This is a genomic window from Aeromonas sp. 600948 (assembly GCF_049174875.1).
Lineage (GTDB): Bacteria > Pseudomonadota > Gammaproteobacteria > Enterobacterales > Aeromonadaceae > Aeromonas > Aeromonas veronii_A.
In genome coordinates this window covers 1-23,757 of record NZ_JAAKTY010000010.1, presented here as the reverse complement: position 1 = coordinate 23,757, position 23,757 = coordinate 1, and the positions used below count along the sequence as shown (strand labels likewise).

Below are 23,757 nucleotides of genomic sequence, written 5' to 3'. Positions count from 1 at the left end.
TCCGCAGTGACCGGCAATCAACCGGCAGCTCTTCACGCCTCTTTATTAGTCGGCGTCGCCCATACCGCGCAGTTTCTACCCGCCTCCTTGGCGCCATAAAGCGCCTGATCCACCCGTTTGAACAGCGAGACGGCCGGCTCCCCGGGCTCGCGGATCCCCATCCCCAGACTGACCGTCATGGTATGGGTCGGGTCGGGGGCTATGGTGCGGGTCGCAGTGAGCAGGGTGTTGGTCAGTTGCTGCAAATCGGCTTCGTGAGCGACGGGCAGCAGCAGGGCAAACTCTTCACCACCGACACGGGCCGCCAGCGCACCCGGTGGGCAGTGCTGTTGCAACAGCTCGCCAAACTGCTGCAGCACCCGATCCCCGATATCGTGGCCGTAGTTGTCATTGATCCGCTTGAAGTGATCCAGGTCCAGCAGGATGAGGGCATGGCAAACCCCTTGCTCCAGAAACAGCTGCTGATGAAAGTAGCGCCGGTTTGGCAGCTTGGTCAGATCGTCAAACAGCGCCTGCTCTCTGAGCCGGGTATTGATATGAAAGAGGTGGTGCATGGTGCTCAGGATGCCGATGCTGCTGAGCAGGATGCCGCTGGAGCGCAGCAGATCCTCGGCATAGATGGCGAGCCAGAGCGGCTGCGCCACCAGCTCATCCATGATGTCGGCGGTGGCCCCCATGATCCACAGCATCAGACCGCAGGAGAGCATGCGGTAGGTGTGGGTGGGCAGGTGGGCGCACTGCACCACCCAGAACAGGAACAGCATGGTGAGCCAGTTGATCACCTCGAAGCCAAAGCTGACGGCGTAAAAGCGCTCGTAGGGGAAGTGGGGCAGCAGCAACAGATGAAGGGTCATGATGGCCAGCATCAATCCCCCCAGCAACAAGATGTGGGAACGATGCTCCCGATCGAGCTGATGGTAGTGGGAGAGGCTGATATCGAGACGATCAAACTGCATGGTGTTCCTCGGATTGTGCCCGCCATCACGTTGCAAACAAGGCACTGCGTAATGGTATGCCGTAGTCGGATAACAGAAACGGCTGGTCTGCCAGTGTAAACGAGTTGGCCCGCAGCGCGCGATATCGAGGGCTTCAGCTTGTGGGCTGGTTCAGGATTTGCGCATTTGTGGTGCGCCGGCCATGCCCTGCCCTGTGACAGGGCGGTTCAGTACCGGTTAGCGCAGAGCGTGCGCCATTTTGGTGCGTTAGCGATGGCTGAGATAGTTAATTTAATGATTTTTAAGGATTTAAAATTATGGCCCACTTTATGCTTTTTACATGTCAGACGGTCTCTTGCGCTCATCGGCGGCAGACGCAGTGATGAGGAAGTGGCAAGAGGCATCCCCGTGCCGGGCGCGGGTGTGATTCTGGCGGGTTGCAGCAACACCTTGCGGTTCGCCACAGATTCAATCAGGGAAACGGAGCCGGTCTTGTACCGGTACGACAGGGAAGGAGAGTGCTCTATGGTCAAAAAATGGATGATGGCGGGTCTGACGATGTTGCCTGCCTTGCTGGTTACCCCAAGTTGGGCCGAAGAGGTCGCTCAGGTACAGGCGGCGGTGGCTCCGGTTGCCGCCATGACAATCAACAAGGGTGACAACACCTGGATGCTGCTCTCGGCGGCGCTGGTGATCCTGATGTCGATCCCCGGTCTGGCCCTCTTCTACGGTGGTCTGGTACGGGCCAAAAACATGCTGAGCGTGCTGATGCAGGTCTTTACCCTGTTCTGCCTCATCTGCGTGCTCTGGGTGATCTACGGTTATTCGCTGGCCTTTACCGAGGGGGGCAATTTCTATGGCTCCTTCAGCAAGGTGCTGCTCAAGGGGGTAACCCCTGACTCCATCGCCGCCACCTTCAGCAAGGGTGTCGGGATCAGCGAGCTGATCTATGTGGTGTTCCAGGGGGCCTTTGCCGCCATCACCTGCGGCCTTATCGTGGGGGCGTTTGCCGAGCGCATCAAGTTTGCCGCCGTGCTGCTCTTCTCGGTGATCTGGTTCACCTTCGCCTATATCCCGCTGGCTCATATGGTGTGGTATTGGGCGGGTCCGGATGCCTATACCAGCGCCGAAGCCGCAGCAACCGCGACCGCAACTGCCGGGTATCTGTTCCAGCATGGTGCGCTGGACTTTGCTGGCGGCACCGTGGTGCACATCAACGCCGCTGTGGCGGGTCTGGTGGGAGCCTATCTGGTGGGCAAGCGTCTGGGCTACGGTCGTGATCCCATGACCCCGCACAGCCTGACCATGACCATGATCGGTGCCTCCCTGCTCTGGTTCGGCTGGTTCGGTTTCAACGCGGGCTCCGCGCTGGAAGCCAACGGGGTGGCTGCGCTCGCCTTTATCAACACCTGGGTGGCGCCGGCTGCGGCAGCTCTGTCATGGACGCTGGCCGAGTGGGTGATGAAGGGGCGTCCCTCCCTGCTGGGTGCGGCGTCCGGAGCGGTGTCCGGTCTGGTGATGATCACCCCGGCGGCCGGGTTTGTCGGTGTCGGTGGCGCGCTGGTGATGGGTCTTGTCAGTGGTGTGGCCGGTCTGTGGGGCGTCCACGGTCTTAAGCGTCTGCTGGGGGCCGATGACAGCCTGGATGTCTTCGGTCTGCACGGGGTGTGCGGCATTCTCGGCGCCCTGCTGACCGGCGTCTTTGCCAGCCCGGATCTGGGCGGCACCGGGGTGTGGGACTATGTCACCAATCAGGTTGCCGAGGGCTACTCCATCCTGACTCAGGTGAAGATCCAGGCTATCGGGGTCGGTGTCACCCTGCTCTGGTCCGGTGCCGTGGCGGCGATTGCCTTCAAGGCGGTCGACATGCTGATCGGGCTGAGGGTCAATGGCGATGCCGAGCGGGAAGGGCTGGATGTCACCTCCCACGGCGAGAAGGCTTACAGCATGTAATCCAGAACGTCAGACAACAAAAAACCGCCGGAATCGGCGGTTTTTTTATGGCTCGAGGGTGGCGAAACCTTGGTTCACACGCTTAATTCACGACGGCCACGTTGATGCTGCCATTGCCCTGGGTCATGCGTACCCGCGCGCCCGGCACGAAGGTGGGGCTGGCTTTCTGCACCACCACGATGGCTTCGCCGTTCTCTTTCTTGATCTCCAGCTCGACCCCGTCGACCTGGTTGAGTTTGTCGCCAGCGGCCTTGCCGGCTGCCGCGCCGGCAATGGCACCACCTGCTGTGGCGATATCACGGCCGGTGCCGCCGCCTATGGTGCTGCCTAGCAGGCCGCCGACCACGGCGCCGCCAATAGTGCCGAGCAGGGAGTTTTCATCAGCCTGGATCTTCACCGGGCGGGTGGAGATGATGGTGCCATAGCTGACGGTTTGTACCTGTTTGGCACGGTCTTTGGTGTAGACATCGCCAGAGTAGACATCGCTGTTGGCGCAACCGGTGACGGTAGTGGCGGCCAGCAGGGCAATAAGGGTCATACGTTTCAACATGATGGGCCTCCAAGGCTGAATAGAATTCAAACAATCAGTTTGATGAATTGAACTTTACTCCAAGCAAGCGGGACATGAAATCGGCAAAATGTAACCAATTATGCGTTCTGTAACCGGTTTTATCCTTGAATCGCAGCTGTACCGGAGAGGGTTTTAACCAGCACAAGCCGATCCTCGCCGGGGCCGAAGTAGTCGGCGACCTCTTCAACCAGTTGATAGCCAAGACGGTAGTAGAGGCGCTGGGCCGGATTGGCCGGATCGACCGTGAGCCGCAGTTCGCTGATCTGCAGCGCCTGCTGGTTGGCCTCCATCTGGCGCATCATCCGCTCCGCGAGGCCGAAACCGCGCGCCTCGGGCAGCACCGCCAGCGAGAGCACCCAGCCTTGCGACCGCTCCTGACCAAAGCCACCCAGCACATAACCCACCAGTTGCCCCTCGTATTCGGCCACCAGCAACAACTCGGGCCACAAATCCATCGCCTGACGGAAGAAGAAGGCGGGATAGACATCTTCACCAAAGACTTTGGCATCGATCTGCCAGATGGCGTGCATGTCATTGTGGGTGGCGGTGCGTAGCAGGGGCGGGTTGTGGTGCATCAGGACTCCATCGGCAGCAAACGGATCGGCAACGCCGCTGACCTTGGGGCCAACGGCAGAAAAGGAGTCATAGGGTAGTGGTCATCCCTTGCCGGATGCAAGGGATTGGCGGTTATGGCGGCAGCGGTCTGCTGTGGGGCAGTTTGGGAGCCTTGCGAAAGCCGTCGAGCAGGTGGCGAAGGGTGAGCCAGGGGTGGCGCAGCAACATGCGCGGGCCGCTCCACTTCATCACCTGCTGGATCTGTTTGCGCATCGCCGGGGCGTAGCAGTGGATATTGCAGTTGGCGCAGGTGGGTTTGTGGCCGTGGCCATAACGGCAGCGACGCAGGCGCTGATGGGCGAAATCCCGCAACTGGCGACAGTGGCGGCAATGGGGATCCTGATGATGGTGCTGGCAGTAGAGGAGGATCATGGCGCTGACCGTCTGCTGCTCGCGCATGAGTCTGGGGTGGTCACTCGCCTTTTTGCTGGCTGCGGCGTGTGGGCCCCGGGCTGGGCTGGCATGATAACTTTTCATGGCCGCCATTCTCCTGACCTGCTCGCTTGGAGTGTTGATACAGGTCAAATGGGGGATAAAAAACAGGGCCCGCAGGCCCTGTGTCATCAGATGAGGCTGGTTGCCTGCTCCAGCCAAGCGAGATCATCGCCTTCGAGCAGCGGGCTCAGACGGCGGAACACTTCGGCGTGGTATTCATTGATCCAGCGGAACTCGGCCGGGCTCAGCAGGCTGCGATCGATCAGGCGGGTATCGAACGGAACATAGGTCAGGCGCTCGAAGCCCAACATCGGCAGCTCGCCGATCTGCTCCAGCTCGGTCACCACCACCAGGTTTTCACAGCGGATGCCGAAGCCATCTTCGCGGTAGTAGCCCGGCTCGTTGGAGAGCACCATGCCCGGCTGCAGGGCGACCATGCTCCCTTTCGGGGCGATGCGCTGGGGCCCTTCGTGGACGCTCAGGAAGTGGCCGACGCCGTGGCCGGTGCCGTGGTCGTAGTTGTAACCGGCTTGCCACAGCGGCATGCGGGCCAGCACGTCGAGCTGGATACCGGCGGTGCCGCGCGGGAAGCGGGCCTGATCCAGCGCAATATGTCCCTGCAGCACCCGGGTAAACATCGCCTTCTGCTCATCGGTCACCTCACCCACCTTGATGGTGCGGGTGATGTCGGTGGTGCCATCCAGATACTGGGCGCCGGAGTCCAGCAGATAGAGGCTGTCCTGGCCGAAGGGGCGCGGGGTGCCATTGGTATGGCGGTAGTGGCACATGGCGGCGTTGGGGCCGAGTGCCGAGATGGTGTCGAAGCTCGGCTCGACGTAGTGTTCCTGCTCGCGGCGGAACGCTTCCACCTGATCGGCCAGGGTGCCTTCATCCACACCCTCGAACTCGCCGGAGGCGACCAGCCGATCCAGCCAGGCGAGGAAGCGGGTCATGGCCACGCCATCACGCAGGTGAGCGGCACGCATACCGGTCAGCTCGATCTCGTTCTTGCACGCTTTCGGCAGCATGGTCGGGTCTTGCCCTGCCACCAGAATGGCGCCCGCCTCTTCCATGACGAGCTGGGTCCAGGCGTTGGCGCTGTCCGGATCGGCCAGCACCTTCTGCTGGTCTTCACCGATGCGTTGCAGTACGTCACCCAGCTTGTCGATGGGGTAGACGGAGACATCCTGCCCCACGTGTTGGGTGAAGGCGAAGCAGTCAATTTTGTCGGTATCGACGAAGAAATCCATGCTGGTGTTGGCGTAGAGCACGGCAAAGCCCAGCACCACCGGCAGCCGGTCGATATCGCGGCCGCGCAGGTTGAGCAGCCAGTTGATGGGCTCGGCCTGGGTCAGCAGCACCGCATCCAGCCCGCGCTTGCGCAGGTCGGCCGCCAGCTGTTCACGTTTGGACTGGCTGGACTGGCCCGCCAGCTCCTCGCTGTAGAGGATGACCGGGCTCTTGGTCGGCTCCGGGCGATCGCTCCAGTTCAGGTCGATGGGGTTCTGCTCGACGCGGATCAGCTCGATACCGCGATCGGCCAGCACGGCCTTGGCATTCTTGTACCAGGTCAGGCTGTGCAGGCGGGCATCGAAGCCGACCCGGGAGCCTGACGGCAGCTGTTCGGCCAGCCACTGCACATGAGGATTTTCAATGAGGTGGAGGAATTCGAACAGTTCGGCGGGAGTTTGCATCCGCGCCTGCACCGTATAGCGACCATCGACAAAGAGGGCTGCCCGCTGGGCCATGATGATGGCGACCCCTGCAGAGCCGTTGAAACCGGTGATCCAGTCAAGCCGCTCGGCATAGGCGGGGATGTACTCGCCGAGGTGCTCATCATCGTGGGGGACGATAAATGCGTCCAACTCCTGCATGGCCAGCTCGGCCCTGACTTGGGCGACGCGGGTTTCAATTATCTCGAAATTATTCATGTCGTTAGTGCCAGATGGTTGCTATATGAGTGTTCAGTTTTTATGGCCGCTGGCCAGGATCCGCTTGATCGACTGACCTGCTGCTTCGATATGCTGCCTGAGCAGCACCACCGCCTCGTGCTTGCGCCGGGCGCGGCACAGTTCCAGCAATTGGGCGTGTTCACGCTCCGCCTTGTCCACCCCATCGCTGGCAAACAGCAGCTCGAAGCGGACATAGCGGTCACAGCTCAGATTGATCTGGGCGATCAGTTCAAGTGCCTGGGGGCGACCGGCTGCCTGATAGAGGGTGGCGTGAAAGCTGTGGTTCAACTCGGCCCAATGTTCGATCTGGGTGCCTGACTCCAGGGCGTGATCAAACTGGGCGAGGATCGCCTCCGCTTGCGCGAAGGTGGCTTCCGTCATCTTGTCGACGGCGTGAAACAGGGTATCGGCTTCCAGCAGCGCTCGCAAATAAAAGAGCTCTTCAATGGCCGAGGCGTCCAGCATGGTGACCACGGCGCCGCGATGGGCTTCGAACTTCACCAGCCCCTGCGCTTCCAACTGCATCAGGGCTTCGCGCACCGGGATGCGGCTCACGGCCAGCTCTTTGGCGATGGCATCCTGACGCAAGGGGGCGCCAGCGGGGAACTCCCCACGGAGGATCCGGCCACGGAGGTTTTCCATCACCATCTGGGTTCGGGTCTTGTAGGGTGGGGTCATGGTCGGGTCACGATTGGGCGTTACAAAATTGTATATTGTATAAAGTTTGGCTGAATCTAACCTGTCGCAATGGGCAAAGGCAAGGTTTTGGCCCCTTTAACGAGGGTGATGGCGGCGTTCGGGGCTCCACAAAAACAAAAATGCCGGTCAGCGTGACTGACCGGCATGATGTCACTGATACGAAGCGAGCCTGTTACAGCTGCGGGCCTGCCGCAACCAGACGTTTGCCTTCATCGTTATCGGTGAAGCGCTCGAAGTTCTTGATGAAGCGCCCTGCCAGATCGACGGCCTTGGTATCCCACTCGGCCTTGTCGGCGTAAGTGTCGCGCGGGTCGAGGATCGCCGGGTTCACATCGTGCAGCGCGGTCGGGATCTCCAGATTGAAGATCGGCAGCACCTTGGTCTCGGCCTTCTCGATGGAGCCATCCAGGATGGCATCGATGATGGCGCGGGTATCCTTGATGGAGATGCGCTTGCCGGTGCCGTTCCAGCCGGTGTTGACCAGATAGGCCTCTGCACCTGCCGCTTCCATCCGTTTTACCAGCTCCTGACCGTACTTGGTCGGATGCAGGGAGAGGAAGGCTGCGCCGAAGCAGGAGGAGAAGGTCGGAGTCGGCTCTGTGATGCCGCGCTCGGTACCGGCCAGTTTGGCGGTGAAGCCAGAGAGGAAGTGGTACTTGGTCTGCTCCTTGGTCAGCTTGGAGACCGGGGGCAGCACGCCGAAGGCGTCGGCAGTCAGGAAGATCACCTTGGTGGCGTGACCTGCCTTGGAGACCGGCTTGACGATGTTGTCGATGTGATAGATGGGGTAGGAGACGCGGGTGTTCTCGGTCTTGGAGCCATCATCGAAGTCGATGGTGCCATCGGCAGCAACGGTCACGTTCTCCAGCAGCGCATCGCGACGGATGGCGTGGTAGATGTCCGGCTCGGCCTCTTCGGAGAGCTTGATGGTCTTGGCGTAGCAGCCCCCTTCGAAGTTGAACACGCCGTGGTCATCCCAGCCGTGCTCGTCATCGCCGATCAGCTGACGCTTGGGATCGGTGGAGAGGGTGGTCTTGCCGGTGCCGGAGAGGCCGAAGAAGATGGCAACGTCGCCGTCCTGACCCACGTTGGCGGAGCAGTGCATGGAGGCAATGCCGCGCAGGGGCAGGAAGTAGTTCATCATGGAGAACATGCCCTTCTTCATCTCGCCACCGTACCAGGTGCCACCGATGAGCTGCATCTTCTCGGTCATGTTGAAGGCAACAAAGTTCTCGGAGTTGAGACCCTGCTCCTTCCAGTTCGGGTTGGTGCACTTGGCACCGTTCATCACCACGAAGTCAGGCTTGAAGGTTTTCAGCTCTTCATCACTCGGGCGGATGAACATGTTTTTCACGAAGTGTGCCTGCCAGGCCACCTCGGTGATGATGCGCACGGCCAGACGGGTGTCCGGGTTGGCGCCGCAGAAGCCGTCGACCACAAACAGGCGCTTGCCGGAGAGCTGTTTGGTGACCAGCCCTTTCAGATGTGACCACACTTCGGGGGTAATCGCTTTGTTATCGTTTTTACCCTGGTCAGACCACCACACAGTATCCTGGGTAGTGGCATCTTTGACGATATATTTATCTTTCGGAGAGCGGCCGGTGAAGATACCGGTGTTGACGTTGACGGCGCCCAGTTCGGTGACGACGCCGCGCTCGAACCCTTCCAGGTCAGGGCGAGTCTCTTCCGCGAAAAGCTGCTCGTAAGAGGGGTTGCGAACGATTTCCTGGCTGTTTTTGATGCCGTACTGGTCCAGTCCTAATTGTTGGGCCAGGGTGGGTTCTGCCACGATTGTCATTGTATTCTCCTGGGTTCAGAGGTTTGTAGGGTTCTATCTGACGTTCATCCTATCACTTAGGTGGTAGAGTTTAGCGATCGCCATCAAACTTTATAAAATAGGGTGTTTTTTTGTTATTAAAGTTAAAGGCGGGTTTTGCCCGCCTTTAATTAGTGTAACTTGTTTGCATCATTGCCGGGAGCCCTGCTGAACAGGGTTTCGACATCGATCCCATTAAATTGGTACTGGGCGCCGCAATAATCACAGTGCATGTCGATCTTGCCGAGCTCCTGCACCATATCCATCACCTCTTCCTTTTCTATCTGCAGCAGGGCCCCTTCGCAGCGCTCGCGGGAGCAGGTGCAGCGGAACTCGACCGCCTGCGGATCGAACACCCGCACCTTGTCCTGATGGTAGAGACGGTAGAGGATCTCTTCTGCCTGCAGACCGAACAGCTCTTCATCCTTGATGGTGCTGGTGAGCTGGGTCAGGTGATCGAAATCGTTGCTGTGATCCTCGCTCTGGGCGGGCAGCTCCTGCAGCATGATGCCGGCAGCGCGCGGCGCACCTTCGTGGTAGCCGGTGCGGATCCACAGCTTGGTGGCCAGCTGTTCGGAGCGGGCGAAGTAGTGCTCCAGGCAGCCTGCCAGGGTGTCGGCGTCCAGCGCGATGATGCCCTGATAGCGCTCGCCCTGCTCCGGGGTGATGGTGATGATCAGCTGGCCGTTGCCAATCAGGCTCTGCAGCTTGCCATCGCTCGGCAGCTCGCCTTCATAGCGGGCCACGCCGCGCAGCTGCTGGTTGTTGTCACCGTTGATCACGGCCAGACGCACCGGGCCATCGCCCTGCAGCTGCACTGTGATGGAGCCTTCAAACTTGAGGGTGGCGGTCAGCAGGCTGGTGGCGACCAGCAGCTCGCCCAGCAGTTTTTGCACCTGCACCGGGTAGTTCTGGGCTTCCACTACGTGGCGGTAGGTGTGATCCAGCTGGACCAGCTCGCCACGCACTTCGTACTCTTCAAACAGATAGCGATACAGCAGATCTTGGTTGCTCATCATGTATTCCTGGCTTTTCGGTGAGGTAAATCGGGCGGGCTGGGGTTGATGCCAGCCCGGTATCAAATCGGGGTCGGTCAGTACTGCTTGACCTTGAGCAACTGGCGTCGCTCCTGCTTGTCGGGGCGGCGCTCGGGGCTGGGGGCAAACTGGCTGTTGAAGCGGCGCGCCTCGCTGTTCTCGGCCCGTTTTTTCAGGCTCTCTGCGGTCTCTTCATAGAGCTGCTGGGCCAGCGGGGCCGATTTGCGCTGCTCGCTCAAGGCCAGCACCCGCACTTCGCGTTCGTCCTGCCCCTGCCAGAAGCGGATCAATGCCCCCACTTCCACCTGTTTGCCCGGTTTGCTGCGCTGACCATTGTAGTGCACCTTGCCCCCGTCTATCTGATCCCGCGCAATGGAGCGGGTCTTGTAGAAACGGGCCGCCCACAGCCACTTGTCGAGACGAACCTCGAGGGCACTTTCTGCATGATTGGGCATGAACAGGCTCCATAACGGGGAAAAGAGGTGGTCGATTATACCAGAGCACGGGGTCGGGATAGAAACCGGGCCGCCGCCGCGCGGGGCGCAAACCATTTCAAGGTGATGCAACATATGGGCAGTTTGCTGATTCACAAGGGAAAGCCGCTGCTTTATCGGGTATCCATGGGGGCTGGGAAGGGCCTTCATACCGCGCATATAAAGCTGCCGCCCCGGTTGGGGGCGGCAGCGTTCACATCCGTTGACCATGTCAGAGTCAGAAGTGATCGTGCTGATCCGGCTTCTTCTGGTCGTGGGGGCCTTCGCTGTGGGCGATGGCGGTGCGGATGAGATCAACCCCGGCGCGGATAATCAGCACCCCCATGTTGACCAGCTTGACGCAGACCCACATGAAGGTGATGAGCAGGATCAGCTTGAGCACGGTCTGGAACGCTTCCAGGAAGTTCTGCTCCAGCTGGGCGGTCAGGCCGTTGGCGCTGGTCATCAGCCAGGTGTAGACCTCGCGCACGAACGGGATGCGGCTTGGCATCTCCAGTACATCCAGTGCGGCAGGGAGCGCCTGGAAGATGACGATGCTGCCGAACAGGATCAAAATGACACCGATGGCGATGCCGAGGAAAAAGCCGAACTGTCTCATGGAGGGCTCCAGCGTTTGCTGCATGAAATTGAAGATAGCCGCCAATAGTAGGGAGTGCCCTGCTTCATCGCAATCTTCCGTGCACCGCCAGCGCGGCTGGAACGGCGGCAATCCGGCCGCTACCGTTGCCCAACTATCTGATTTCTGGGAGGCTTGTCGCCATTGTGCATAGGGAAAGCAAATTGATGTCGAGAACCCTCTTTTTACTGTTGCTGGCGCTGTTTGCCGCTCTGCCAGCCCTGAGTGCCGAACCGGCGGCTCCCTCGGCGGCGGCCTGCGCCATCCGCCATCAGGATCAACTGCTGCTGGTGCAGGATCGCATCTCCTCCCGCTACAGCTTGAGTGGCGGTTACATAGATGGCGACGAGCGCCCCGAGCAGGCGGCGCTGCGCGAACTCTATGAAGAGACCGGCTTGCGGGGGGGGGTTGTGCAGGAGCTGGGTCGCTGGCAGCGGGCGGTTATCTTCGCTTGTCGCACTCTGGAACCGATTGTCGCGCAGCAAGGCGCCGCGTTTGTCTCCATCCTGAAGGCCTCCAATCTGGGTGGCGAGATCCTTAACGCCCGGCTGATCGCCATCGACCAGCTCCCCCGCGAGCAGCGCCGCTTCCCGGATCAGCTCGACTGGCTGCAAGCCAGGCTTGATCAGGTGCCGGAGAGCGAGGTGCGCTGGCAGGCCGATTTCGTGATGCAGGGCAATGCGCTGCATCAGGCCGAGATCCCGCTGATGCTGCACATGCAACAGTGGCTGGGGCCCGATGTCTGGTGGCTGTCGGTCAGCAATCTGTTTGGTTCAGGCGGCTTTCAGCTTGCCCTGATACCTTTGCTGCTCCCGCTGCTGGGGTGGCCGCGGCTGCGTCAGCTGCTGTTCGCCATGCTCTGGCTTGGGCTGCTGGTGCAGGCGAGCAAGGAGGGGATCGGCTGGCCGCGCCCCTTCCATCTGCAACCTGAACTGGCGACTCACAGTGCCCAGGGCTTTGGCATGCCAAGCGGCCATACCGCCTCGGCCCTGCTGTTCTGGGGGGCGCTGCTTGGCTGGCTCTGGCCTGCCCGGCGCGGGCTGGCCTATTCGCTGGCCTTGCTGCTGGCGCTGACCACAGGTCTGGCGCGGGTCTGGCTCGGGGTGCACTTTATCTCCGATGTGGCGGCGGGGCTGCTGATGGGTGCCATACTGCTGGCTGCTTGTCCCTGCTGGCGTACCGATGGGGGTGGGGCAGGCTGGTTGCTGCTGATTGCCGCGGCGCTGGCGCTCGGGGGAATGACCCAATCGGCCCATCTGACCGGTATCGGGCTGGTAGCGCTGGGCCTCTGGCTCGGGGGAAAGGCTGCCCTCGTTCGTGCTGGTTATCCCCCGCTGCTTACAGGGGGCGTCGTGCTGGCGGGCGGCTTGCTGAACGGTGCCGGCCTGTGGCTGTTGCCGCTGCTAACCAGTAGCTCGTTGATCATACTGCTCGGACAGTTTGTGCTCTTTTTCGGGCTGGGGCTCTGGTTGAGCGTCGGCCTCTGGTGGATACTCTCTCTCTTGAAACAAGACTCACGACCCAGGGGCGGACGCCCTGCAAGGGGAACTCTATGAATATGAAAAAAGTGGATTTGGCCAAGATAACCTTGGGGGTGCTGTTTCTCAGCCTCCTGATCATCTCCTGCTTTATGGTGCTGCGCCCCTTCCTGCCCGCACTGGTGTGGGCCACCATGATCACCATCGCTACCTGGCCACTGATGTTGATGGTGCAGCGGTTGCTGTGGGGCAAGCGTGCGCTGGCTGCTCTCTTTATGAGCCTGGTGCTATTGCTGATGTTTGTCATTCCGCTCTTTATGACACTGGCCAATGTGGCGGAGAAAGCCCCCATGCTGATCGAACTGGGGACCAATATCAGCCAGTCGCCTCCGCCCGAGCTGCTCTGGTTGCAGCAGATCCCGCTGGTGGGCGGCAAGCTCTATGACTTCTGGCAGCAAATTCTGGCGAGCGGTGGTCAGGTGCTGTTTGCCAAACTGGCGCCCTACTTCGGCCAGACGGCGCGCTGGCTGGCTGCTCAGGCCGGTAATCTGGGCATGCTGCTGGTCCACTTCCTGCTGACGGTCGGTATCTGTGGTCTGCTCTATCACTCCGGTGAAGTGGTGGCGACCGGCATTCGCCGCTTTGCCCACCGGCTGGCCGGGGATCGCGGTGACAATGCGACCGTGCTGGCTTCCCAGGCGATCCGCGCCGTGGCCATGGGGGTGGTGGTTACTGCGCTGGTGCAATCCTCGGTGGCCGGGGTGGGGCTGTGGATCGCTGGCATCCCCTACACCATGGTTCTGGTGGTGGTAATGTTCCTGCTCATCGTCGCCCAGATAGGTCCCTTTCCGGTGCTGATCTCCTGTGTCGGTTATCTCTACTGGAGCGGTGATACTACCTGGGGCACCTTCCTGCTGGTCTGGTCGCTGATCGCCGGCACAATGGACAACTTCCTGCGTCCCTTCCTGATCAAACGCGGTGCCAATCTGCCCCTCATTCTCATTCTGGTGGGGGTTATCGGCGGCCTGCTGGCGATGGGGATCATCGGTCTGTTTATCGGCCCCGTGGTGCTGGCTGTGGCTTATACCTTGCTGGATGCCTGGATCAAGGAGGGTGACCACCAGTCAGAGGCGACCCATATCGCGGCAGCGCCCAGTATAGATTGACGGTTCTATAAAAAGACGATGCAAAGAGCCGCCCGATGGGCGGCTCTTTTGTTGATGATGACAGCGTCAGGCCAGTTGTTTCATACCTGAGCCGCAGCGGTTGTTCACAGCATCTGCTTGAGGCGATAGAGCAGGTCCAGTGCCTGGCGCGGGGTGAGCTCGTCCGGGCGCAGCGCTTCCAGCTCTTCCACCACCGGATGAGGCTGCGGGGCGAGGGTCACCGGAGCCGGGCGGCTTTCACCGGCGGCGACCGGGGTGGCGCTCTCCAGCTCATGCAGTTTGTGACGGGCCTGCTGGATCACCGATTTCGGCACCCCGGCCAACGCTGCCACTTGCAGACCGTAGGAGCGGCTGGCCGCGCCTTCCTGCACCGCGTGCATAAAGGCGATGGTGTCGCCGTGCTCCACCGCATCGAGGTGGACGTTGGCCAGCCCGCTCATCAGCTCCGGCAAGCGGGTCAGCTCGAAGTAGTGGGTGGCAAACAGGGTGTAGGCGCCAATCTTGCTCGCCAGCTGCTCGGCGCAGGCCCACGCCAGCGAGAGGCCGTCGTAGGTGCTGGTGCCGCGGCCAATTTCGTCCATCAGCACCAGACTGCGGGCGGTGGCGTTGTTGAGGATGTTGGCGGTCTCAGTCATCTCCACCATAAAGGTGGATCGGCCGGAGGCGAGATCGTCCGATGCTCCGATGCGGGTGAAGATGCGGTCGATGGGGCCGATGCGGGCGCTGTCGGCCGGGACGAAGGCGCCGATGTGGGCCAGCAGCACGATTAGCGCGGTCTGGCGCATGTAGGTCGATTTACCACCCATGTTGGGGCCGGTGATGATCAGCATCCGCCGCTCCCGCTCCAGCCGGATGGGGTTGGCGATAAAGGGGTCCGTCATCACCTGCTCCACCACCGGATGGCGGCCCGCCTCAATGATGATCTGATCTTCGTCGATGAGGGTGGGGCAGCGGTAGTCGAGGGTCTCGGCCCGCTCGGCCAGGTTAGCCAGCACGTCCAGCTCCGCCAGCGCGGCAGCAGACTCCTGCAGATCGCCCAGATGCGGTAGCAGAGCATCGAGCAGCTCCTCGTAGAGGCGTTTCTCCAGCGCCAGCGCCTGCGCCTGAGCGGTGAGCACCCGATCCTCGTATTTTTTCAGCTCGTCGATGATGTAGCGTTCGTTGTTCTTGAGGGTCTGGCGGCGGATGTAGTGGGCCGGCACCAGATGGCTGTTGGCGCGGCTTACCTCGATATAGAAGCCGTGCACCTTGTTGTAACCCACCTTGAGGGTGTTGATGCCGGTCAGCAGCTTCTCCCGCTCCTCGATGCGGGCGAGGCTGGCGGTGGCGCCGTTGGCCAGATCCCGCAGCTCGTCCAGCTCGGCGTTGAACCCTTCACGGATCACGCCGCCATCGCGGATCAGCACCGGCGGCACCTCCATCACGGCGCGCTCCAGCAGGTCCAGCAGCTCGGGGAAGGTGCTGGCCCGCTCGCGCAACTGCTGCACCGCTTCGTGCTCGCTTTCGGCCAACAGGCGCTGCAGTTCGGGCAGCTGGGCAAAAGCCTGCCGCAGCCGGGTGAGGTCGCGCGGACGGGCCGAGCGCAGTGCCAGACGCGCCAGCACCCGCTCCACATCGCCGACCTGACGCAGCAATCCGCCCAACTCGTCATAGAGGTTCTGCTCGATCAGCTCCTTGATGGTGCTCTGGCGACCTTTCAGGATCACCCGATCGCGGATCGGCTGGTGGATCCAGCGCTTGAGCAGCCGGCTGCCCATCGGCGTGGCGGTGCAGTCCAGCACGGCGGAGAGGGTGTTGTCGTGACCGCCAGCCAGATTCTGGGTCAGCTCCAGATTGCGGCGGGTGGCGGCATCCATGATGACTGCGTGATCCGGCTGCTCGAGGCGCACGCTGCGAATGTGGGGCAGGGCGGTGCGCTGGGTGTCCTTGACGTACTGCATCAGGCAACCGGCAGCGCACAGGGCGGTCTCGCTCTGTTCGACGCCAAAGCCCACCAGATCCTGGGTACCGAATTGTTGGCAGAGCAGCTTGCGGGCGGTGCCAAGTTCGAACTCCCACTCCGGGCGTCGGCGCAGACCGCGGCGACCCTCGACGTGGTGCAGGAAGGCGAAGGATTCGGGGTAGAGCAGCTCCGCCGGATTGGTGCGCTGCAGCTCCGCCAGCAGGGTCTCTTCCTTCTCGAACTGGTTGATGAAGAAGCGGCCGGAGCCGATGTCCATGGTGCCGTAACCGAAGCGGCGGCCATCGTGATAGACGGCGGCGATCAGGTTGTCCTGCCGCTCGCTGAGCAGCGCCTCGTCGGAGACGGTACCCGGGGTGATGATGCGAATGACCTTGCGTTCCACCGGCCCCTTGCTGGTGGCGGGATCCCCCACCTGTTCGCAGATGGCGGCCGACTCGCCGAGCTGTACCAGCTTGGCCAGATAACCCTCGATGGCGTGATAGGGCACCCCCGCCATCGGGATGGGGCTGCCCGCCGACTGGCCACGTTTGGTCAGGGAGATATCGAGCAGTTGGGAGGCCTTGCGGGCATCGTCATAGAACAGCTCGTAGAAGTCGCCCATCCGGTAGAACAGCAGGATCTCCGGGTTCTCGGCCTTGAGGCCAAGGTACTGCTGCATCATGGGCGTGTGGGCGCTCAGATTGGCGCCGGGAGCGGAGCTTGTGGCGCCGCTGGCTTGGTGTTGTGCGGTCATGTTCTGTTCCAGAAGGGGCCTCTGCGGGCCAGTGTCTGCGGTGATGAGCCTTGAGCTTGATGACGCCATTCTACACATAAGCGCCGCGGCGGGGGAGCGGGTGTTCCGGGCGCAGCTGCTCTGCGCTATTGAAGGCATGACGCCGGTGCGGCACCTCACATTGCGGCAGGCAAGGGCGGTCTGCCGTGGTTGCGGGCGGCGCTAGCGGGATCGCATAATGTGCCTCTTGAGCGGATCAGAAGGAGTCGTGATGAAACTGGATGCAGAGATAGAGCACCTTGCCATCGAGCTGGGACGGGCCCTCGGTCAGCGGGGCTGGCTGGCTGCGACCGCCGAATCCTGTACCGGCGGCGGGGTGGCTACGGCTATTACCGACATCGCAGGTAGCTCCGGCTGGTTCGATCGTGGTTTTGTCACCTACACCAACGAGGCCAAGCAGCAGATGTTGGGGGTGAGCAGCGAGAGCCTGGATCAGCACGGTGCAGTGAGCGAGGCTGTGGTGCTGGAGATGGCCCGCGGCGCGCTGGCTCACTCGTCTGCCTCCATCAGCGTTGCTATCAGCGGCATCGCCGGCCCCGGCGGCGCCACCGAGGGCAAGCCGGTCGGCACCGTCTGGTTCGCCTGGGCCGACCGCAACGGTCGTCACCACTCCCTGCTCGCCCGCTTCGACGGGGATCGCCGACAGGTGCGCCAGCAGGCGGTGAGACAGGCCTTGTCGGGTCTGTTGGCCCTGCTCAGATAAATTGGGCTTGATACTGTATGAATAGACAGTATACTTAGCCCAACTTCACTTCTTACTCACGATTTCCAGCGGAGATTGGCATGGATCAGAACAAACAGAAGGCACTGGCGGCTGCGCTGGGTCAGATTGAAAAGCAGTTCGGCAAAGGTTCCATCATGCGTCTGGGCGACAGCAAGACCATGGATATCGAAGCCATCTCCACCGGTTCCCTCTCGCTGGACGTGGCGCTGGGCATTGGCGGTCTGCCGTGTGGCCGTATCGTCGAAATCTACGGCCCGGAATCTTCCGGTAAAACCACACTCACCCTGCAGGTGATCGCGGAAGCCCAGAAGAAGGGCAAAACCTGTGCCTTCGTCGATGCGGAACACGCCCTCGACCCTATCTATGCTGCCAAGCTGGGCGTCAACGTCGACGACTTGCTCATCTCTCAGCCGGATACCGGTGAACAGGCGCTGGAGATCTGCGACATGCTGGTTCGCTCCAATGCGGTTGACGTTATCATCGTCGACTCCGTGGCGGCCCTGACCCCGAAAGCGGAAATCGAAGGGGAGATGGGTGACTCCCACGTTGGTCTGCAGGCCCGTCTGATGTCCCAGGCGCTGCGCAAACTGACCGCCAACATCAAGAACGCCAACTGCCTGTGCATCTTCATTAACCAGATCCGGATGAAGATCGGCGTCATGTTCGGTAGCCCGGAGACCACCACAGGTGGTAACGCGCTCAAGTTCTACGCCTCCGTGCGTCTGGATATCCGTCGTATCGGCGCCATCAAGGAAGGCGACGAAGTGGTCGGTAACGAGACCCGCGTCAAAGTGGTCAAGAACAAGGTGGCCCCGCCCTTCAAGCAGGCTGAATTCCAGATCTTCTACGGTGCCGGTATCTCCAAAGAGGGCGAGCTGGTGGATCTCGGTGTCAAGCACAAGCTGATCGACAAGGCCGGCGCCTGGTACAGCTACAACGGCGAGAAGATCGGTCAGGGCAAGGCCAACGTGATGAAGCTGTTCGCCGAGAACAAGGTGATGGCTGGTGAAGTGGAGGCTCGTCTGCGCGAGCTGCTGCTCTCCGGTGCCGTGCCAGTCGATGACAAGGCTGCACCGGTTGAGGCAGACGAGTTCGATGCCGAAAGCGAACAAGAGTTCGAATAAGGAACAAAGGAAGGCCGGGTAGATACCCGGCCTTGTTATTTATGATGGTTGATGAATCCGTTACCGAACCGGTCGAGCCTGCCGAACCGACCTTTGCCGAGCAGCTGGCCGCTGCCCGTGCTTATGCCATGCGCAGTCTGGCCCATCGCGAGAGTGCCGAGTCAGAGCTGGCCAACCGGCTGCGCCAGCAGGGCTTCAATGAAGAGGTGATCGAGGCGGTGGTCGACTACTGCCGCGGTTACAACTGGGTCAATGACGAACGTTACGGCGGTATGGCTGTACGGGCCGGTGCCGCCAAGGGCCATGGCCCCATCAAGATCCGTTTCGATCTGCGCCGCAAGGGGCTCGACGATATGCAGATTGATGCCGCATTCGATCAGCCGGAGCTGGACTGGTTCGAACTGGCGTTTGCCCTGCTCGAACGGCGCGCCCGGGTGGCCGATCTGGCCGATTTCAAGCTGCGAATGAAGTGGCTCAAATATCTGCTGGGGCGCGGCTTTACCCAGGATCAGGCACATTACGCTATCTCTGCCCTGCAGGAGCGGGAAGAGTAACGCCACTGCGTGGCAACAGTCGTTTCAGCTCTCCTTTTTGTATGTTTTTCCTGCCGGCTCAGTAGCTTGCGCGCACAATCCCGAAAAAGCAGCCTTTTGTTCATCTCATCTCTCTTTATGCGCTGCTTTTTTGCCTCTCGACAGTGAAAAAAGCCACTGTGAGCAGTGGCGCTCTTTTCTGGCCCGTTTATGTGCGCTTTTTCGCCCGTGGCGGCCCTGTCCGTTTTACTTTACCCCGCAGAAAACTTACATTAATGCGGTTAAAAGTCCGTATTCGAATCAAGCAGGATTTTCCATGTATATGTCCACGTCAGAGATTCGCGCTGCGTTTCTCGAGTATTTCCGTTCCCAGGGGCACCAGGTTGTCTCCTCCAGCTCGCTGGTACCGCATAACGACCCGACCCTGTTGTTTACCAACGCGGGTATGAACCAGTTCAAGGACGTGTTCCTTGGCGCAGACAAGCGTGCCTACAATCGCGCGACGACTTCCCAGCGTTGCGTGCGTGCCGGTGGTAAGCACAACGATCTGGAAAACGTCGGCTATACCGCTCGTCACCACACCTTCTTCGAAATGCTGGGCAACTTCAGCTTCGGCGACTACTTCAAACAGGATGCCATCAAGTTTGCATGGGGTTTCCTGACCGAGGTGCTGCAGCTGCCGAAAGAGCGCCTGCTGGTGACCGTCTACGCGACTGACGATGAAGCTTTCGACATCTGGGAAAAAGAGGTCGGTGTGCCGGCCGATCGCATCGTACGCATCGGTGACAACAAGGGGGCACCGTACGCTTCCGACAACTTCTGGGCGATGGGCGATACCGGTCCGTGCGGTCCCTGCACCGAGATCTTCTACGACCACGGCGATCACATCTGGGGTGGCCGTCCCGGCTCACCGGAAGAGGATGGCGACCGTTTCATCGAGATCTGGAACGTGGTGTTCATGCAGTTCAACCGTCAGGCTGACGGCACCATGGAGCCGCTGCCCCGTCCGTCCGTGGATACCGGCATGGGTCTGGAGCGTATCTCCGCCATCATGCAGGGTGTCCACTCCAACTATGAAATCGACATCTTCCAGGCGCTGATCAAGAAAGCGGCCGAGATTGTCGGCACCACCGATCTGAGCAACCAGTCCCTGCGCGTCATCGCTGACCACATCCGCTCCTGCGCCTTCCTAGTGGCAGATGGCGTGATGCCGTCCAACGAAGGTCGTGGCTATGTGTTGCGTCGCATCATCCGCCGCGCCGTGCGTCACGGTCGCAAGCTGGGCGCTACCGATGTCTTCTTCTACAAACTGGCTGCCGAGCTGGCGGTGCAGATGAAAGACGTCGCTGCCGAGCTGATCGCCCAGCTGCCGCTGGTCGAGCGAGTGCTGCGCATCGAAGAGGAGCAGTTCGTCCGCACGCTGGATCGCGGTCTGCTGCTGCTGGAAGATGCTCTGGCCAACCTGGGCGATGCCAAGGTTATTCCGGGCGAAGTGGTCTTCAAGCTCTACGACACTTACGGCTTCCCGGCCGACCTGACTGCCGACGTGGTGCGCGAGCGCGAGATCGGCATCGACGAAGAGGGCTTCAAGGCCGAGATGGAGAAGCAGCGTGCTCGTGCCAAGGAAGCCTCCAGCTTCGGCGTGAACTACAACGAGATGCTCAAGCTCGACTTCGAGACCCCCTTCACCGGTTACAAGACCCTGACCGAGCGTACCCGCGTGGTCGGTATCTACAAGGGTGTGGAAGAGGTGAGCGGTCTCATCGCCGGTGACGAAGCTGTCATCGTGCTGGAAGAGACCCCTTTCTACGCCGAGTCCGGCGGCCAGATTGGCGACAGCGGTACCCTGAAAGTGGACGACGGCATCTTTGCCGTGACTGATACCCTGAAAGCGGGCAAGGCGATCATCCACAAGGGTTATATGGAGTTGGGCACCCTGGAGAAAGGGGCCGAGGTTGAGGCCGTGGTAGACGCTGACCGTCGTCAGGCCATCGCCCTGAACCACTCCGTGACTCACCTGCTGCACGCAGCTCTGCGTCAGGCTCTGGGCGAGCACGTCACCCAGAAAGGTTCTCTGGTTGGAGCCGAGCGCATGCGTTTCGACTTCTCCCACTTCGAGGGGCTGACCATGGCGACCATTCGCCGGGTCGAGGAGCTGGTCAACAACCAGATCCGCGCCAACCACGAAATCACCACCCAGCTGATGGATCTGGAAGCGGCCAAGTCCGCCGGTGCCATGGCTCTGTTTGGTGAAAAATATGAAGACGACGTGCGCGTGGTGCGCATGGGCGACTACTCCACCGAGCTGTGCGGCGGTACTCACGCCAAGCGTACCGGTGATATCGGCTTCTTCAAGATCATCGCCGAGAGCGGTATTGCTGCTGGCGTGCGCCGTATCGAAGCGGTGACCGGCAAAGCGGCCATCGACTTCATGCACCAGGTTGGCGAGCAGATCGAAGAGGCTGCTGCCCTGGTGAAAGGCGACCAGTTCTGCATCGCCGACAAGGTTCGCCAGATGCTGGACAAGGCCAAGATGATGGAGCGCGAGCTGGAGCAGCTCAAGGCCAAGCTGGCCGCTCAGGCCGGTAACGACCTGCTGGGTCAGGTGATCGAGATCAACGGTCAGAAGGTGCTGGTTGCAGCGCTGGAAGGGGCCGATCCGAAATCTCTGCGCGGCATGCTGGACGAGCTTAAGAACCAGATGAAGTCCGGTGTCGTATTGCTGGCGACCTGTGCCGACGGCAAGGTCAATCTGATCGCGGGTGTCACCAATGACCTGACCGGCAAGGTCAAGGCCGGTGAGCTGGTCAATTTGGTGGCCCAGCAGGTGGGTGGCAAGGGCGGTGGCCGTCCGGACATGGCACAGGCGGGTGGTACCCAGCCTGAGGCGGTGCCGGCAGCGCTGCAATCCGTTCACTCCTGGCTGGAAGAGCGCCTGTAATCGGGCGAGGTGATCTGTGGCACTCTATGTACAGAAGTACGGCGGCACCTCGGTCGGCACACTGGAGCGGATCGAGGCGGTAGCTGAGCGGGTCGAGCAGACCCGCGCCCAGGGACACGACGTGGTGGTGGTTGTCTCCGCCATGTCGGGCGAAACCAACCGGTTGCTGGGCATGGCCCAGCAGCTGGATCCTGATGCCAACCGGCGCGAGATGGATGTGCTGGTCTCCACCGGTGAGCAGGTCACCATAGCGCTGCTGGCCATCGCGTTGAACAAACGCGGTTGCCCGGCAGTCTCGATGACCGGTGATCAGGTGCGGATTCATACCGATTCCGCCTATGGCAAGGCGCGCATCACCCACATCGACACCGAGCTGGTTCATGCCGAACTGGCTGCGGGCAAGGTGGTGGTGATCGCCGGTTTCCAGGGCCGTGACGAGCATAACGCTATCACGACCCTAGGCCGCGGCGGTTCGGATACCACGGCGGTTGCCGTGGCGGCGGCCATCAAGGCCGATGAGTGCCAGATCTTTACCGATGTGGATGGGGTCTATACCACGGATCCGCGCATCGAGCCCAAGGCGCGCCGTCTCGATACCATCACCTTCGAGGAGATGCTGGAGATGGCCAGTCTCGGCGCCAAGGTGCTGCAGATCCGCTCGGTGGAGTTTGCGGGCAAGTACCGCGTCCCGCTGCGGGTGCTGTCGAGCTTTATCGATGGAGAGGGAACCTTAATCACATATGGAGGTGATAGGATGGAAGCTCCCCTGGTATCCGGGATCGCTTTTAACCGCAACGAGGCCAGCCTGACCATTCTGGGCGTGCCGGACAGACCAACCGTTGCCGCGCAGATCCTGAATCCGATCAGCGACGCCAACATTGATGTCGACATGATTGTGCAGAACACCCTGGGAGATGGCACCGCCGACTTCACCTTCACGGTGAATCGTGACGACTATCGCCGCGCCCGGGCACTGCTGGAGGAGACCGCCACCGAACTTGGCGCCTCCTGCGTGCAGGGAAATGGCGAAATTGCCAAGGTTTCCATTGTCGGTGTCGGCATGTGGAACCATCCCGGTGTTGCGCGCACCATGTTCAAGGTATTGGGCGAGGAGGGGATCAACATGCAGTTGATCTCGACCTCTGAAATCAAAATCTCTGTGGTGATTGACGAGAAGTATCTGGAGTTGGCGGTGCGAGCCCTGCACGCGGCTTTCGGGTTGGATCAGGCACCGCAAGAGCAGCCCTTGGGCTAACAATCTCTGATTGATTTAGTTTCAACCATTTACCATATCGGTATCTTTGTTAGATAATGTCGCATATCGATATAAAAACAAAACAGGATACAGGAGCAAGCGAATGCTTATTTTGACTCGTCGTGTTGGGGAAACCCTGATGATTGGTGATGAAGTAACTGTCACCGTACTGGGCGTTAAAGGCAACCAGGTCCGTATCGGTGTTAACGCGCCGAAAGAGGTCTCCGTACACCGCGAAGAGATCTACCAGCGCATCCAGGCCGAGAAAGTTCCGGGCCAACCGGGCTTCTAAGCCACTTTCATGGCTGTGACAAGGCGACACCTCATGTGTCGCCTTTTGTTTTTCCGGCCCCCTGAAATTGCCCTGCAGGGCGCGAAACTGCGGGATAAGTGCCGATATTGTTTGAATATTCCACGCTTTGACCAAATGCTGAGCGAACGCACTTTTTTCTCCAAAAAAGTGTTTGACTAAAAATCCCTGTGAAGTATTATCAGCCCCGCAAACGGAGAGGTGGCCGAGAGGCTGAAGGCGCTCCCCTGCTAAGGGAGTATGCGGCTTATACCCGCATCGGGGGTTCGAATCCCCCCTTCTCCGCCATTTGCGCCCGTAGCTCAGCTGGATAGAGTACCTGGCTACGAACCAGGTGGTCAGAGGTTCGAATCCTCTCGGGCGCACCA

General features: G+C 60.7%; 20 protein-coding genes and 2 tRNA genes. 11 read left to right on the top strand and 11 right to left on the bottom strand.

Features of this window, described 5'->3' with window-relative positions:
* Nucleotides 1-32: 32 nt before the first annotated feature.
* A complete protein-coding gene (locus tag G5182_RS10350) occupies nt 33-956 on the bottom strand; it encodes a GGDEF domain-containing protein (RefSeq protein WP_216979592.1) in 924 nt (307 codons plus the stop codon).
* Nucleotides 957-1,460: 504 nt separating this feature from the next.
* On the opposite strand from G5182_RS10350, the gene amt reads away from it, so the two are divergent.
* On the top strand, nt 1,461-2,888 hold the full coding sequence (gene amt, locus G5182_RS10345) for an ammonium transporter (RefSeq protein ID WP_103252255.1): 1,428 nt from the start codon (nt 1,461-1,463) through the stop codon (nt 2,886-2,888).
* Between the two features lie 82 nt (nt 2,889-2,970).
* Here the strand turns inward: amt and G5182_RS10340 are convergent, their stop codons facing one another.
* From G5182_RS10340 to G5182_RS10300, 9 genes are all read right to left on the bottom strand, one after another.
* Complete coding sequence (locus G5182_RS10340; RefSeq protein WP_201952827.1) at nt 2,971-3,438, bottom strand: glycine zipper 2TM domain-containing protein; 468 nt, start codon at nt 3,436-3,438, stop codon at nt 2,971-2,973.
* A gap of 119 nt (nt 3,439-3,557) precedes the next feature.
* A complete protein-coding gene (locus G5182_RS10335; RefSeq protein ID WP_139405189.1) occupies nt 3,558-4,034 on the bottom strand; it encodes a GNAT family N-acetyltransferase in 477 nt (158 codons plus the stop codon).
* A 112-nt stretch (nt 4,035-4,146) separates the two neighbouring features.
* Nucleotides 4,147-4,551, bottom strand: a complete 405-nt coding sequence (locus G5182_RS10330) for a nitrous oxide-stimulated promoter family protein (RefSeq protein WP_227341496.1) — start codon at nt 4,549-4,551, stop codon at nt 4,147-4,149.
* Nucleotides 4,552-4,637: 86 nt separating this feature from the next.
* Nucleotides 4,638-6,440, bottom strand: coding sequence for an aminopeptidase P family protein (locus G5182_RS10325; protein WP_227341495.1), 1,803 nt, complete (start codon nt 6,438-6,440; stop codon nt 4,638-4,640).
* A gap of 33 nt (nt 6,441-6,473) precedes the next feature.
* The gene (locus G5182_RS10320) at nt 6,474-7,139 is read right to left on the bottom strand and encodes a GntR family transcriptional regulator (RefSeq protein ID WP_005340138.1); all 666 of its coding nucleotides are present in this window, start codon (nt 7,137-7,139) and stop codon (nt 6,474-6,476) included.
* 193 nt (nt 7,140-7,332) lie between these two features.
* Nucleotides 7,333-8,958, bottom strand: coding sequence for a phosphoenolpyruvate carboxykinase (ATP) (gene pckA, locus G5182_RS10315; protein ID WP_331377678.1), 1,626 nt, complete (start codon nt 8,956-8,958; stop codon nt 7,333-7,335).
* A 149-nt stretch (nt 8,959-9,107) separates the two neighbouring features.
* The gene (hslO, locus tag G5182_RS10310) at nt 9,108-9,992 is read right to left on the bottom strand and encodes an Hsp33 family molecular chaperone HslO (protein ID WP_421254355.1); all 885 of its coding nucleotides are present in this window, start codon (nt 9,990-9,992) and stop codon (nt 9,108-9,110) included.
* Between the two features lie 77 nt (nt 9,993-10,069).
* The gene (hslR, locus tag G5182_RS10305) at nt 10,070-10,468 is read right to left on the bottom strand and encodes a ribosome-associated heat shock protein Hsp15 (protein ID WP_005340141.1); all 399 of its coding nucleotides are present in this window, start codon (nt 10,466-10,468) and stop codon (nt 10,070-10,072) included.
* Nucleotides 10,469-10,724: 256 nt separating this feature from the next.
* On the bottom strand, nt 10,725-11,105 hold the full coding sequence (locus G5182_RS10300; protein ID WP_005340143.1) for a hypothetical protein: 381 nt from the start codon (nt 11,103-11,105) through the stop codon (nt 10,725-10,727).
* 185 nt (nt 11,106-11,290) lie between these two features.
* Here G5182_RS10300 and G5182_RS10295 point away from each other — a divergent pair, with 185 nt between their 5' ends.
* Nucleotides 11,291-12,679, top strand: coding sequence for a bifunctional NUDIX hydrolase/phosphatase PAP2 family protein (locus G5182_RS10295; protein ID WP_421254354.1), 1,389 nt, complete (start codon nt 11,291-11,293; stop codon nt 12,677-12,679).
* The gene (gene ydiK, locus G5182_RS10290; protein WP_216952793.1) at nt 12,676-13,767 is read left to right on the top strand and encodes an AI-2E family transporter YdiK; all 1,092 of its coding nucleotides are present in this window, start codon (nt 12,676-12,678) and stop codon (nt 13,765-13,767) included. The genes G5182_RS10295 and ydiK overlap by 4 nt, the downstream gene beginning before the upstream one ends.
* A gap of 104 nt (nt 13,768-13,871) precedes the next feature.
* Here ydiK and mutS read toward each other — a convergent pair whose 3' ends face one another.
* Nucleotides 13,872-16,463, bottom strand: coding sequence for a DNA mismatch repair protein MutS (mutS, locus tag G5182_RS10285; RefSeq protein ID WP_421254353.1), 2,592 nt, complete (start codon nt 16,461-16,463; stop codon nt 13,872-13,874).
* A gap of 250 nt (nt 16,464-16,713) precedes the next feature.
* Here mutS and pncC point away from each other — a divergent pair, with 250 nt between their 5' ends.
* The 8 genes from pncC (at nt 16,714) to G5182_RS10245 (ending at nt 23,757) form a co-directional block, all read left to right on the top strand.
* Entirely contained in the window at nt 16,714-17,205 is a 492-nt protein-coding gene (gene pncC / locus G5182_RS10280) for a nicotinamide-nucleotide amidase (RefSeq protein WP_064338870.1), read from the top strand.
* A gap of 80 nt (nt 17,206-17,285) precedes the next feature.
* Nucleotides 17,286-18,350 carry a recombinase RecA gene (gene recA / locus G5182_RS10275; protein ID WP_005348744.1) on the top strand — a complete coding sequence of 355 codons (1,065 nt, stop codon included), beginning with the start codon at nt 17,286-17,288 and terminating at the stop codon, nt 18,348-18,350.
* Nucleotides 18,351-18,394: 44 nt separating this feature from the next.
* Complete coding sequence (locus G5182_RS10270; protein ID WP_421254370.1) at nt 18,395-18,904, top strand: regulatory protein RecX; 510 nt, start codon at nt 18,395-18,397, stop codon at nt 18,902-18,904.
* Between the two features lie 295 nt (nt 18,905-19,199).
* Nucleotides 19,200-21,824 (top strand): alanine--tRNA ligase, encoded by a 2,625-nt coding sequence (alaS, locus tag G5182_RS10265; protein ID WP_040068996.1) that lies wholly within the window; start codon nt 19,200-19,202, stop codon nt 21,822-21,824.
* 16 nt (nt 21,825-21,840) lie between these two features.
* Entirely contained in the window at nt 21,841-23,079 is a 1,239-nt protein-coding gene (locus G5182_RS10260; protein WP_005336054.1) for an aspartate kinase, read from the top strand.
* A 103-nt stretch (nt 23,080-23,182) separates the two neighbouring features.
* A complete protein-coding gene (gene csrA, locus G5182_RS10255) occupies nt 23,183-23,371 on the top strand; it encodes a carbon storage regulator CsrA (protein ID WP_005336053.1) in 189 nt (62 codons plus the stop codon).
* Nucleotides 23,372-23,584: 213 nt separating this feature from the next.
* Nucleotides 23,585-23,677, top strand: a tRNA-Ser gene (locus G5182_RS10250).
* Between the two features lie 3 nt (nt 23,678-23,680).
* A tRNA-Arg gene (locus tag G5182_RS10245) sits at nt 23,681-23,757 on the top strand.